An 11977-nucleotide genomic window follows, 5' to 3' on the forward strand; every position below is an offset into this window, starting at 1 on the left:
CAGCCGAGGGCTTAGGCGCCTTCTTTCAGACCCAGATCAGCCAATGCTTTAGCAGCGACTTTGGCTGGAAGCGGGATGTAACCATCTTTGACGACCACTTCCTGGCCTTGCTTGGACAGCACCAGCTTGATGAACTCAGCCTCTAGCGGAGCCAGTGGCTTGTTTGGCGCCTTGTTGATGTAGACGTAAAGGAAGCGCGACAGCGGATACTTGCCACTCAGGGCGTTGGCTTCGGTGTCTTCGATAAATTCGCTGCTGCCTTTCTTCGCCAGCGCCACAGTTTTCACGCTAGCGGTTTTGTAGCCGATGCCGGAGTAACCGATACCGTTCAGCGACGAGCTGATCGACTGCACCACCGAGGCGGAGCCTGGTTGCTCGTTGACGTTGGCCTTGAAGTCACCTTTGCACAAGGCTTCTTCCTTGAAGTAACCGTAAGTACCGGATACCGAGTTACGGCCAAACAGCTGTACCGGCTTGCTCGCCAGATCACCCTTCACGCCCAGGTCACCCCAGGTTTTGACGTCGTCTTTAGCGCCGCACAGACGGGTGGAGGAGAACACCGCATCAACTTGCTCCATGGTCAGGTGCTGAATCGGGTTGTCCTTGTGCACGAACACCGCCAAGGCATCCACAGCCACTGGAATTGCGGTTGGTTTGTAGCCGTACTTTTGCTCGAAGGCAGCCAGTTCGGTGTCCTTCATCTTGCGGCTCATTGGCCCCAAGTTAGCCGTGCCTTCCGTCAGCGCGGGGGGCGCAGTGGCAGAGCCGGCTGCTTGAATCTGAATATTGACGTTGGGATATTCTTTTTTGTAATGCTCGGCCCACAGAGTCATCAGGTTGGCCAAGGTATCGGAACCCACGCTGGACAAGTTGCCCGACACCCCGGTGGTTTTGCTGTAGCCAGGAATTGCCGGATCAACAGCAGCCAGCGCGGTGGCGCTCACTGCGCCAGCGGTGACAAACGTCATGGCCGCCATCAAACGCTTCAGTTTCATGCCTTACTCCCAGAGTTTTAGTGTTGGATTGACGGGCCAAGTATTGGTAGGCCATGTGAACACTGTATGAACTCAATGTGACAGTTAGATGACTGAGACGCCGCCTGAATAAAAACGTCATTCCCGGCTTAATTACGCCCTGTGACCCTCTGTCCTAGTCGCCCTCGGCCCGGTGAGTGGATATACTCGGCCGGTTCGCACTCCCGCGGACTTGTTGGGTCTATGCGCGAGCGTCGCTGAACCACTGGATTAGCGCCCCCATACACCCGGCATGCGCCAATAAAAACAACTGCGCACGAGCCTATCCAATGCAAGATTACGAACAGGAAGATCCGATCCCGCAAGGCGACTTGGCATTACAGATCACCGCATTACCGCGCGAGACCAATGGTTTCGGCGATATTTTTGGCGGCTGGCTGGTGTCGCAGATGGATCTGGCCGGCACCGCCATGGCCAGCAAGGTAGCGGGTGGCCGCGTCGCCACCGTAGCCATTGATCGCATGGCATTCTTGGTGCCGGTCGCAGTGGGTGCGCAGCTATCGTTTTATACGCAAACCCTCGAAGTGGGCCGCAGTTCGATCCAGATGCTGGTGGAAGTGTGGAGCGATGATCCGCTGTCCAGTGAATGGCGTAAGGTCACTGAGGCCGTCTTTGTATTTGTTGCCATCGACAGCACTGGCCGCACCCGCTCAGTGCCCGCTCGTCGCTGATTTCCTCCTAGCACTCCCGTCTTTCGTTAAACGCCGGCCCTGCGCCGGCGTTTGCGCATCTAGCACCTAGCCAGCACAACACTTTTGCCGCCCCACCGGCCTGCTGCCTCTGACTGATTGTCGGACGAACGGAATGCAACAAAAGTATTAGCCACCTCCTCCATTACTTAAGTCGATAGATACGGCTGCCTTGCGTTGTACCTAAAAATCAAAAATTGAGGTCAACTATGAACCCAACTCTCGATCCATCTGCCGTTGCTACGCGCGCGCCCGCAGTTGAAAACAGCGCCGTATCTTGGGCAGCCATTATTGCCGGGGGCGTCGCCGCCACCGCTCTGACCCTGATACTGTTTATCCTCGGTACCGGCCTAGGCCTCAGCTCAGTCTCGCCCTGGAGTGATGCCGGCGCGGGTGCTGCGGCCATTGGCATCAGCGCGATCCTGTGGATAACCCTGACTCAGATCCTCGCCTCCGGCCTCGGCGGCTTTATCGCCGGGCGTTTGCGCAGCCGCTGGCACGGGGTGGACACGGGTGAAGTGTTCTTCCGCGACAGTGCCCACGGCTTTCTCGCCTGGGCCCTAGCAACCTTGCTCATGGCGGGCTTATTTAGCTCGGCCCTGAGCAGCGTAGTGAGTAGCACCGTCAGCGCCGGCGCCAGCATTGCCGGTGGCGCAGCAGCCACGGTGGCGGCAGGCGGTGCAGCCGCAGCTAAAGGGGCAGAAGCCGCGGACAATGATTACTTCGGTTATTACGTTGACTCGCTGTACCGTAAAGCGAATGCGCAAGCGGATGTCAGCATCACCTCCAGCAAACCACCACGTCCGGAGGAGCTGGCCGAGGTCACGCGCATTTTCGCCACCTCGCTCAAAGAAGGCGCGCTCAGTGAAGCCGATGCGAAGTACCTCGGCGAGCAAATCGCCCAACGCACCAATCTCAGCAGCGACGAAGCGACCAAGCGCGTAAATGACACCTTTGGCCAGCTCAAGGCCAAGCTCGATGACCTGCAGCACAAAGCCCGTGAGGCCGCTGATCAAGCGCGTAAAGCCTCGGCTTATACCGCCCTGTGGCTGTTTATCTCGCTGCTGATTGGGGCGTTTGTCGCCAGCCTGGCTGCAACCAAGTCCGCGCGCTACCGCGATGACTTTAACCACACCGCGCGTTAATCAAAGGAGCTAGTTATGCAATCGATTCTGCTGTGGTTCTTGGGCATCCCAATCCCAATCATTATTCTGCTGGCGATCCTGACCTAAGTAACGCTTAAGAAAACCCAGGCCCCAACTGTTGGGGCCTGATTTTTTATAGCACTCGCTGTATCGCCCAAGCGCTGATCAGCGCCGGCTGGTGAGGCATAACTCACTGGATACACCTAACACATAACCCCCCCAAAACTTCTTCCTCGCTGGTACTTAGGCTATGGGCGAACAGTCTCCTAGCGAAGATCATGAGCAAAGATCAAGCAAGGCAAAAATCGCTGGGTAACTGACTGAGAGCCCATCCGAGTTTACGAGTGGCAAATCATTAGCAGCGAGTTTTAACAAGGCATGATCAAGCGCAGGCACTTTTCCTACAGACGCTAGATCCACAGGTAAGAGTCTGAGGTCATCAAGCGTATTAGCACTCGCCTCCTTCACCTAAAGCCACTTGCCCTCGTTATGACTTAACGCCCGCCGCGCCCAAGGGTTAACCTTGGTGCTTTCTTATCGGTTTGGAGCAACAGCATGAGCGGCCCCCAAGTTGAAGCCATCCAACTGCACGAGCTCGCTTGCTGGCGGGTACGAGTGGCAGGCAGTGAGCTTTTGATCACCCAGCAAGGCGCGCAGATTCTCAGTTACCGGCAAAGCCAGAGCCAGCCCCCAGTGATCTGGCTGAGCCCCCAAGCCGCCTATGAGCGCGGCCAAGGCGTTCGTGGCGGGGTGCCGGTGTGCTGGCCGTGGTTCGGCGCGCTGCAGGGTAACCCGCAAGCGGTGCAGGCGATGGTTACGCCAGGCCAAGAGGCTCCGTTTCACGGTTTGGTGCGCACCCTTGATTGGCAACTGGGCGAGATCGAGGAGCAGGCTGATAGCGTGCTGTTGCAGTTCAGCTTCAACAGCCAAACCCAGCCACTCGCCATCTGGCCCCATGCCGCCGAGCTCACACTGCGCGTGCGCCTAAGCGCAGAGCATCTGTCTATCGAGCTTATCACCCGCAACTTAGGCACCACGACTTTGGCCATTAGCCAAGCACTGCACACCTACTTTGCCGTCAGCGATATTCGTCAGGTGAGCATCGAGGGCCTGGAAGGCTGTGAGTACGTCGACACCCTCGCCGACTGGCAGATTTTTGAGCAACAGGGGGCAGTGGATTTCACCGGCGAAACCGACCGCATTTATCAAAATACCCCAGCCCAGTTGCACATTGTCGATGCAGCGTGGAATCGCAAAATCTCCTTGGTCAGCCGCGCAAGTGCCTCTGCGATTGTGTGGAACCCTTGGATCGAGAAGGCCAAACGCCTATCGCAATTCGCTTACAACGACTGGCAAGGGATGCTGTGTATCGAGCACGCAAATGTCCTCAAGGACGTTCAAAAACTCGTGCCGGGTGCTGAGCATTGCCTCGCGCTAGAGATATCAAGCGGGGTAATTTCCGGATAATTTTTAGTGACTTAACTAAATATCTTCTGCACCCGATCATTCACACTGAAAAACATCCAGTCCTAAATACTAATAGTTACTGGCCAATTAATGTTAATTGGCCAGTAAGCTATGTCCTACAAAGCTAGATATGCATTTCGTACATTCCTTACTTATTTAATCCCCTGTGTTTATCCCGGCAAAAGCCCACAGTTAGGGAATGTACGCTCGCACTATCCTTATAAGCCCAACCCCCTAAAAACACAGTGATAGAGCGGCTTGTCAGCAATTAATCGGCCTCTAAGAAAATTCCTAAAGTTAGCTGCGCAATATGTTGCGCACATTGACGGGAGTAATTTTTTTGTGCCAGTTTGACTAACTCAATCTGTATTTTTCGATTAGATCCTGACCAACACTGCCAATTAGAAAAAATCGAGTCATGCAATGACCTATTCAAGCAAGCTCACCGCCCACTACCTGCATGTGGCTAAGTTTCCTATTAATGAGGACAACTTTGCCGGTGCCGATGTGCGTTATTCCGTGGAGTTTGAAGCGCTTGAAAATGAGCTGGGCAAAGCCAGCGCGGTGCATGAAACGGCAGCAATTGACTGGGAGAAAGTGCGCAGCGACAGCGAGGCGTTACTCAGCTCCCACTCTAAGGATTTACGCGTAGCCGCTTGGTTGGTCTGGGGCCTGTATCAGCGTGAATCCTTTGCCGGTTTGCAGGCCGGCTTTAGCCTCTTGCACTACCTGTGCCTCAACCACTGGGTCGATCTGTATCCGCGTAAAGCACGTACTCGTGCGGCGGCGATTTCTTGGTTGATTCCTCGACTGGAGGAGGCCCTCGCCGAACATGTGCCAGTCGGTGAGCAGTTGCCGTTATTTCGCAGCCTCGCCGAACAGCTACGGACCTTGGAAGGCTACCTGGGGGAACAACTCGGCGAAGACGCCCCCCTACTTTTACCGCTGTGCCGACGCCTTGATGAGATGGTCAAGCGTGCGAGTCAAAGCCAAGCGGAACCGAGCACCGTCAGTGCGGCCATCGCTCAGGTTAAACAAGTCGCCAGTCAGATCCTCGCCCCCAGTACGCCGGTGGAAAGCGAGAAAGAAGCCCATAAATCCCTGCGTAACCTACAAGACCATGCCCGCCCGTTATGTGCTTATTGGCTACGCCAAAAAGCCACCGACCTGCGTGCTCTGCGCCTAGCCCGCTGCCTGCTGTGGCTGCCCATCGACAGCCTGCCGGAGCGTAATGCCGAGCAAATCACCGCGCTGCGCGGCGTCCCCATCGACAAGCTAAAAAGCTACCAAGAGCGCTATGAAGGCGGTCACTACAGCGACCTGCTCGTCGACCTAGAGTCCAGCATCGCCCGCGCACCCTTTTGGCTGGATGGCCAGCACCTGGTGTGGCAATGCCTGCAAGCCCTCAATGCAGAGTTAGCGATGCGCGAGGTGGAAATCCAACTGGCGCTGTTCCTGCAACGCATGAGCGGTATTGAAGAATTGCGCTTCCATGACGGCAGCGCCTTTGCCGATGCGCAAACTCGCGCTTGGTTGATTAGCCACGTGTTGCCGCATGTACAGGCGCCCACCCAAGAAGCGCCCAAAGAGCAGAGCGAAGGCGTCAGCCCGCCTTGGGAAATCGCACTGGAACACGCCTTGGTCGAGCAGCGTAAGAGCGGCCTGAAAGGCGCCGTGCAGCAGCTCAAACAAGGTCTGGCCAGCGCTAATGGCGGACGTGAACGCCTGCAATGGCAACTGAGCTTGGCGCGCCTGTGCTACGGCGCAAAAAAATATGACTTGGCCAAGAGCCAGCTCGAATCCCTCGACCAAGTGCTGCAAGGCAATGGCCTTGCCAGTTGGGAGCCGGCACTGACTCTGGAAGTGCTGCGCCTGCTGCACAGCTGTTGCGAACTGCTGCCGCAAAACAATGCCGTGCGCGAACGCAAAGAAGAGATTTATCACCGCTTGTGCCACCTCGATTTAGAGGTGGTGCTGGATTAAGGCGTGCAAGCGCCATAAGGCCTCAGGGCCATCATCGTAAAGGAGAACGACCATGGCCAAAGAAGGCTCGGTAGCCCCTAAAGAACGCATTAACGTCACCTTCAAGCCAGCTACCGGCGGCGCTCAGGAAGAAATCGAACTGCCGCTGAAGCTGGTGGTTTTGGGCGATTTCACCCAACGCGCTGACGAACGCAAAATCGAAGATCGCAAGCCGATCAGCATCGATAAAAACAGCTTTGACGAAGTGCTCGCCAAGCAAGAGCTGAACCTCACCTTCGGCGTGCCGAATCGTCTGCAAGACGACGCTGCCGACGAAGACCTGCCGGTACAGCTGCGTATTAACTCGATGAAGGACTTCAACCCGGCCAACGTGGTTGAACAAGTACCGGAACTGAAAAAACTGATGGAACTGCGCGACGCCCTGGTAGCCCTCAAAGGCCCACTGGGTAATGCCCCAGCCTTCCGCAAAGCGATCGAAAGCGTGCTGGCGGATGACGACTCCCGTGACCGCGTACTCGGTGAACTAGGCCTGACCGGCAAAGACCTGTAATCGCCTGAACTACTTAACAAGGAAGCTATTTCATGAGTACTCGTGCCGCCGCAAAAAGCACCAGTAGCACAACAGCTGAAGCGGGGATTCTGGACCGCATTATTGCTGAAACCAAACTGACTCCCGACGACGAAGCCTATGACATCGCCAAGCGCGGCGTGTCGGCTTTTATCGAAGAGTTGCTCAAGCCGCAGAACGAAAACGAGCCGGTAAAAAAAGCCCTGGTCGATCGCATGATCGCCGAGATCGACGCCAAGCTCAGCCGGCAGATGGACGAGATTCTGCACAACGCCGAATTCCAAGCCCTGGAGTCGTCCTGGCGTGGTCTTAAGCTGCTGGTGGATCGCACCAACTTCCGCGAAAACATCAAGCTGGAGATCATCAACGCCTCCAAGCAAGACCTGCTTGATGACTTCGAAGACAGCCCGGAGATCACTCAATCGGGCCTGTACAAGCACATCTACACCGCTGAATACGGCCAGTTTGGTGGCCAGCCAGTGGGCGCGCTGATTGCCAACTACTTCTTCGACCCAAGTTCGCCGGACATCAAAACCCTGCAATACGTGGCCAGCGTCGCCAGCATGTCGCACGCGCCGTTTATTGCTGCTGCCGGTCCGAAATTCTTTGGCCTGGAAAGCTTCACCGGCTTGCCAGATCTGAAAGACCTCAAGGATCACTTCGAAGGCCCGCAGTTCGCCAAATGGCAGAGCTTCCGCGAGCAAGAAGATGCGCGTTATGTCGGCCTCACCGTGCCGCGCTTCCTGCTGCGTAACCCCTACGACCCAGAAGACAACCCGGTCAAGACCTTCGTCTACAAAGAGAACGTCGCCAACAGCCACGAGCACTACCTGTGGGGCAACACCGCGTACACCTTCGCCAGCCGTCTGACCGACAGCTTCGCCAAGTTCCGCTGGTGCCCGAACATCATCGGCCCACAAAGCGGTGGCGCGGTAGAAGACCTGCCGTTGCACCATTTCGAAAGCATGGGCGAGATCGAAACCAAGATCCCGACTGAAGTCCTGGTTTCTGACCGTCGTGAATACGAGCTGGCTGACGAAGGCTTTATCGCCCTGACCATGCGCAAAGGCAGCGACAACGCCGCGTTCTTCTCCGCCAACTCGGCGCAGAAGCCGAAGTTCTTCGGCATCAGCGAAGAAGGCAAAAACGCAGAGCTGAACTACAAGCTCGGCACCCAGCTGCCGTACATGTTCATCATCAACCGTCTGGCCCACTACCTGAAAGTGCTGCAGCGCGAGCAAATCGGTTCGTGGAAAGAGCGCACTGACCTCGAGTTGGAACTCAACAAGTGGATTCGCCAGTTCGTCGCCGACCAAGAAAACCCAAGCGCCGAAGTGCGTAGCCGTCGCCCGCTGCGCGCAGCCCAGGTATTGGTCAGTGATGTGGAAGGTGAGCCGGGCTGGTACCGCGTCAACCTCAACGTGCGTCCGCACTTCAAGTACATGGGTGCGGATTTCACCCTGTCCTTGGTTGGCAAGCTGGACAAGGAATAAGCATCGGTGAACTACGGCAGCCTATTTGAACGCCTCAGCGGCGAAGCCAGCCAACGTGCTGGCTGGAGCCCCGAGGTGGCCGTCATGGCGTCAGTGGCTGCCCATCTAGCCAAGATGCTCAGCACCCGGGCGGGCAGTGTGCAAACGCTGCCCGACTACGGGTTGCCCGATCTCAACGATATGCGCCTGTCGCTACACGACTCGTTGCAACAGGCGCGTATCGCTATCGAACGCTTTATCGAAGCGTACGAACCACGCTTGAGTGAAGTGCGGGTGATCTCCCTGCCCCGCGATAACAACCCGCTGCAATTGACCTTTGCCATTGAAGGATTACTGCAGGTCGACGGCCTGCGCCGCCACGTCAGTTTCGCCGCCAGCCTGGATGGCAGCGGTCAAGTTAAGGTCAACTAAGGAGCTTCACATGTCCGGTAAACCCGCCGCCCGCTTAAGCGACCCCACCGACTGCCCCAAGTCAGGCCACGGCATTAACCCGATCAGCGCCGGCTCGCCTAACGTGCTGTTCGACAGCCTCCCAGCCGCCCGCCAAGGCGACCCTTCGGCCTGTGGCGGCGCAATGGCCAGCAATGTGATTGGCAATGTGCTGATCAATGGCAAACCAGCGGCCACGGTCGGCACGGTGGGTAGTCACGGCAACGTGGTGGTGAGCGGTTCGGGGACGGTGATTATTGGTACGGCGCATACGCCGGCGCCATTCGTGCCTCCGGTGCCAGTGGTTTTCCCGGGTTTTGATGAACAATTCCGAATCATCGCCGATTCTGGAGAGCCTATAGCCGGAGTGCCTTACCACATCAGAGATGGACATGGACGTGTTTATAAAGGTTTTACTGACCAATCCGGTAAAACTCCTCGTATCTTCACTAAAGATAAGCAAGAACTTGAAGTATCGACTGGGGTACATGCTCTGGAAATGTGGGGGCAAGAATGACCCCCTATCAGTGTAAGGCCGAGACTAGCAATCAAAGCGGCTCACTCAAAGACCTTCCAGGTTATTTGATGCCAACAAGGGCTTTCTTCTTTGTCATTGTTGAAGAACCAGGAAAAGACGGTTTTCTGGTTCGCAAGATTTATGCCTCTGGTAAAAGTCCGTACTTAAGAAATATGCAGCTCTCTCCTCTGCAAATGCTTTCAGAGACTCGCCCAGAACATTACGGTCTCATGCCCAAAAAACCTGGCGCTAATCTCAGTATCGCTGAACATGTGCTGGGTAAAAATCAGTCCCAATTTATTTCGACCAGTTCTATTTTCCCTGAAGGTTCTCCACGCTTTGACGGCCGCAGTATCTTCATCGACATCCACAAGGCTCAGCAGTCTGGAGCACGACTGGTTCAAACAGATGAAATCCTGCGGGATCTTGCTCAGTACAAAACTAAACATCCTCACCTAACCAAACGCATCGACAAGATTGCTGCTTATGTCGGCGACGTAGATAAAGAAGTATTAATTGAAGGCAAGAAAGTTCCGGCCAAAGCCGTGTTCACATCTGGTTCCTTGAGTGTCACACAAGGATTTGTAAGAGCTGCCCGTGTCGTCCAAGTAGTCGGAATAGCTTTTACAGCTTACGACCTCACCGCTGCCTCTCAGGAGTCAATCCGGATTGGAAATACAAAGCCCATAAATGCAGAGCTTGTTCGTCAGGCTGGCGGATGGGGATCGGCATGGGCTGGATTTAAAATTGGCGGCGTGGCTGGAGCTGCTTTGGGCGTGGAGACAGGCCCCGGACTAATCGTTACAGGTTTAGTTGGCGGTATCCTTTTTGGAGCTGCCGGTTACTTCGGGGCCGACTGGGTCGCCGATCATATATACGAGAATTAGGCATGAGCTTTTTCGAATATTTCCGTAAAAAGCCTTCACCACAGCAAGTTCGAAATCAAGCTGTTGATAACGAACTGGACTCGTTACGAGCCTTTTATCCAGTTGAAGAGCGCGAAGATTTCAACAGCGCTGAAGACTACCCCAAGGTGACAGACCTGACTTCTGCCGGTCTTGGGGCTTACTCGATGAACATACATGTGAGTACTGATGCCTGTGCTCGTGTAAAGCAGCTAATAGCCGATCTAGGCCTCACTGATGCGCTTTCGAGCGGAGACTTCCACACCTATAGGAATGGAGCAGAGGCTGTATCCCTTCAAAGTGCTGCCCTTGGAAAAGGGATTTCACTTTTGTTGATCACTAATAGCTCTCGCTTGTTACATGCATTAACCGATGTATCCCCGCCAGCCCCATGGCTAGCGTTTCCAACGGTCGATGCAAGTGTGCTTGGGAGCCTACAGGGTGAGCTGGAGCACTGGTGGCAGAGCTATTGGTGGCCTTATTGGCAGAGCCTAACTCATGAGCAGCGCAAAAATTGGCTGTTAAACCCCGATTACCCCGAAGCCTGGCGTGAATACATACAACTGCAAGAGGCCTTTGCCACCGACGATAGGGAGTCCTCAATCTGATGTCCTTCAACCACTACTACGAACGCGAGCTCACGGCTCTGCGCCACCTGGGTAAACGCTTCTCAGAGCGTAGCCCGGCGTTGGCGCAATTCCTAGGCCAGGCGTGGCGCGATCTAGATGTGGAACGGTTGCTGGAAGTCTCAGGGGAAAATGGTCGCTCTGTCGACCATATAGATCTGTGGAACAAAAATGAACTAGCGAGCATAGGTATTGTATTTACCTTTATTCGCCAAACCTTCTCTAGAGTTTCTGAACACCTGCCCTATGTAAGCATGTCTGACCTACGTCGTTCGAGTGAAGTGCTATTTTGGGAAATAGAATAATGGCTAGAATAAATTTCCTCAGACTATTACTTTCCGTACTATTAATAGGCATTGCGCTACTGATAATAAACTCTATCTTCATTGCGGAACCAGCATACAGGATTTATGCGAAAATATTTAACCATGGACAACTTTATGAAGGCGAGACCCGTGGCGTCATGCAGCTGGATTTGTTTTTCTATTTCATTATTCCAATTAACTTAATGCTTGCTTTCTGCTTAGCCATAGCCACTAAAAACACTTGGCGCGCAACCCTTTGGACAAATTTCATATTTATATTGCTCGCTGCATTTTCAGTCATCTTCTTTACAACAAACAACGGCATTCAAGCCAATACGATCATCACTAATGGTTCACTGCCAATTAGCGCTAACGGTAGTGCTGGGAACATTAATTAAATGTGCCACGCAGATAAAATCTCAGACTCTTTAGTGGTGATGGCTGGACATGACATATTTGTCAGGCCTGACTTAGTCGACCTAGACCTTCATGTCAGACATACGTTCAAAACTGAGCAGCAATCACCAGAAATCTTGATGCAGGGCGATATTGTTGCTCAAGCCGTTTATATCACCAAAACTTCATGGGGCTTAAAAAATAATGAGCCTTAAAAGTTATTTGGCAGTATTGGCGGATAGTGATCTTTTTGGTGCCCTGGCAACTATATGTTTTGTTGTGGCGATGAGCGGTCTGTTTGCTGGGATTAGAAATGCAAAATGGTATAGAGCTTTAGTTTTTTTGTGTCTGATGTCTATTCCATTGCTTGAGTTAGTTGGTAGCTATTTTGCCAATTTGCCTCCGGCCTGAATTCCGCTT

General features: G+C 54.3%; 13 protein-coding genes and 1 pseudogene. 13 read left to right on the forward strand and 1 reads right to left on the reverse strand.

Annotation, left to right across the window (positions count from 1 at the left end; translation table 11 throughout):
- Window positions 1-11: 11 nt before the first annotated feature.
- Window positions 12-995: a phosphate ABC transporter substrate-binding protein PstS family protein gene (locus NTD81_RS17665; protein WP_262184028.1), complete on the reverse strand. Its 984-nt coding sequence runs from the start codon at window positions 993-995 to the stop codon at window positions 12-14.
- Window positions 996-1303: 308 nt separating this feature from the next.
- Between NTD81_RS17665 and NTD81_RS17670 the strand changes: the two genes are divergently transcribed.
- From NTD81_RS17670 to NTD81_RS17730, 13 genes and pseudogenes are all read left to right on the forward strand, one after another.
- Window positions 1304-1705 carry an acyl-CoA thioesterase gene (locus NTD81_RS17670; protein WP_262184029.1) on the forward strand — a complete coding sequence of 134 codons (402 nt, stop codon included), beginning with the start codon at window positions 1304-1306 and terminating at the stop codon, window positions 1703-1705.
- 227 nt (window positions 1706-1932) lie between these two features.
- On the forward strand, window positions 1933-2868 hold the full coding sequence (locus tag NTD81_RS17675) for a hypothetical protein (protein ID WP_262184031.1): 936 nt from the start codon (window positions 1933-1935) through the stop codon (window positions 2866-2868).
- A 555-nt stretch (window positions 2869-3423) separates the two neighbouring features.
- The gene (locus NTD81_RS17680; RefSeq protein ID WP_262184032.1) at window positions 3424-4335 is read left to right on the forward strand and encodes a D-hexose-6-phosphate mutarotase; all 912 of its coding nucleotides are present in this window, start codon (window positions 3424-3426) and stop codon (window positions 4333-4335) included.
- A 423-nt stretch (window positions 4336-4758) separates the two neighbouring features.
- Complete coding sequence (gene tssA / locus NTD81_RS17685) at window positions 4759-6318, forward strand: type VI secretion system protein TssA (protein ID WP_262184033.1); 1560 nt, start codon at window positions 4759-4761, stop codon at window positions 6316-6318.
- Window positions 6319-6370: 52 nt separating this feature from the next.
- Window positions 6371-6868, forward strand: a complete 498-nt coding sequence (gene tssB, locus NTD81_RS17690; protein ID WP_262184035.1) for a type VI secretion system contractile sheath small subunit — start codon at window positions 6371-6373, stop codon at window positions 6866-6868.
- Between the two features lie 32 nt (window positions 6869-6900).
- Window positions 6901-8379 (forward strand): type VI secretion system contractile sheath large subunit, encoded by a 1479-nt coding sequence (gene tssC / locus NTD81_RS17695; RefSeq protein WP_262184036.1) that lies wholly within the window; start codon window positions 6901-6903, stop codon window positions 8377-8379.
- A 6-nt stretch (window positions 8380-8385) separates the two neighbouring features.
- Entirely contained in the window at window positions 8386-8790 is a 405-nt protein-coding gene (tssE, locus tag NTD81_RS17700; protein WP_262184037.1) for a type VI secretion system baseplate subunit TssE, read from the forward strand.
- A gap of 10 nt (window positions 8791-8800) precedes the next feature.
- Window positions 8801-9325 (forward strand): PAAR domain-containing protein, encoded by a 525-nt coding sequence (locus tag NTD81_RS17705; protein ID WP_262184038.1) that lies wholly within the window; start codon window positions 8801-8803, stop codon window positions 9323-9325.
- Complete coding sequence (locus NTD81_RS17710; RefSeq protein ID WP_262184040.1) at window positions 9322-10212, forward strand: glycine zipper family protein; 891 nt, start codon at window positions 9322-9324, stop codon at window positions 10210-10212. Before NTD81_RS17705 ends, NTD81_RS17710 begins: the two co-directional genes overlap by 4 nt.
- 2 nt (window positions 10213-10214) lie before the next feature.
- The gene (locus tag NTD81_RS17715; RefSeq protein ID WP_262184041.1) at window positions 10215-10838 is read left to right on the forward strand and encodes a hypothetical protein; all 624 of its coding nucleotides are present in this window, start codon (window positions 10215-10217) and stop codon (window positions 10836-10838) included.
- Window positions 10838-10975, forward strand: a pseudogene (locus NTD81_RS21510) (type VI secretion system baseplate subunit TssF); the annotation flags it as partial. The gene NTD81_RS17715 and the pseudogene NTD81_RS21510, both read left to right, overlap by 1 nt.
- 185 nt (window positions 10976-11160) lie before the next feature.
- Window positions 11161-11559 carry a hypothetical protein gene (locus NTD81_RS17725; RefSeq protein ID WP_262184043.1) on the forward strand — a complete coding sequence of 133 codons (399 nt, stop codon included), beginning with the start codon at window positions 11161-11163 and terminating at the stop codon, window positions 11557-11559.
- A 202-nt stretch (window positions 11560-11761) separates the two neighbouring features.
- Window positions 11762-11968, forward strand: a complete 207-nt coding sequence (locus tag NTD81_RS17730; RefSeq protein WP_262184044.1) for a hypothetical protein — start codon at window positions 11762-11764, stop codon at window positions 11966-11968.
- Window positions 11969-11977 lie beyond the last annotated feature (9 nt).

Origin of the sequence: Pseudomonas sp. 5P_3.1_Bac2 (assembly GCF_025465995.1) — a bacterium.
GTDB lineage: Bacteria > Pseudomonadota > Gammaproteobacteria > Pseudomonadales > Pseudomonadaceae > Aquipseudomonas.

Excerpts from the sequence above, each read along its gene's own strand:
- NTD81_RS17680 (WP_262184032.1), top strand. The coding sequence starts at position 3,424 with ATGAGCGGCCCCCAAGTTGAAGCCATCCAACTGCACGAGCTCGCTTGC.
- NTD81_RS17715 (WP_262184041.1), top strand. The coding sequence starts at position 10,215 with ATGAGCTTTTTCGAATATTTCCGTAAAAAGCCTTCACCACAGCAAGTT.
- NTD81_RS17665 (WP_262184028.1), bottom strand. The coding sequence starts at position 995 with ATGAAACTGAAGCGTTTGATGGCGGCCATGACGTTTGTCACCGCTGGC.
- tssC (WP_262184036.1), top strand. The coding sequence starts at position 6,901 with ATGAGTACTCGTGCCGCCGCAAAAAGCACCAGTAGCACAACAGCTGAA.
- tssB (WP_262184035.1), top strand. The coding sequence starts at position 6,371 with ATGGCCAAAGAAGGCTCGGTAGCCCCTAAAGAACGCATTAACGTCACC.
- NTD81_RS17730 (WP_262184044.1), top strand. The coding sequence starts at position 11,762 with ATGAGCCTTAAAAGTTATTTGGCAGTATTGGCGGATAGTGATCTTTTT.
- NTD81_RS17710 (WP_262184040.1), top strand. The coding sequence starts at position 9,322 with ATGACCCCCTATCAGTGTAAGGCCGAGACTAGCAATCAAAGCGGCTCA.
- tssA (WP_262184033.1), top strand. The coding sequence starts at position 4,759 with ATGACCTATTCAAGCAAGCTCACCGCCCACTACCTGCATGTGGCTAAG.
- NTD81_RS17705 (WP_262184038.1), top strand. The coding sequence starts at position 8,801 with ATGTCCGGTAAACCCGCCGCCCGCTTAAGCGACCCCACCGACTGCCCC.
- NTD81_RS17725 (WP_262184043.1), top strand. The coding sequence starts at position 11,161 with ATGGCTAGAATAAATTTCCTCAGACTATTACTTTCCGTACTATTAATA.
- NTD81_RS17675 (WP_262184031.1), top strand. The coding sequence starts at position 1,933 with ATGAACCCAACTCTCGATCCATCTGCCGTTGCTACGCGCGCGCCCGCA.
- NTD81_RS17670 (WP_262184029.1), top strand. The coding sequence starts at position 1,304 with ATGCAAGATTACGAACAGGAAGATCCGATCCCGCAAGGCGACTTGGCA.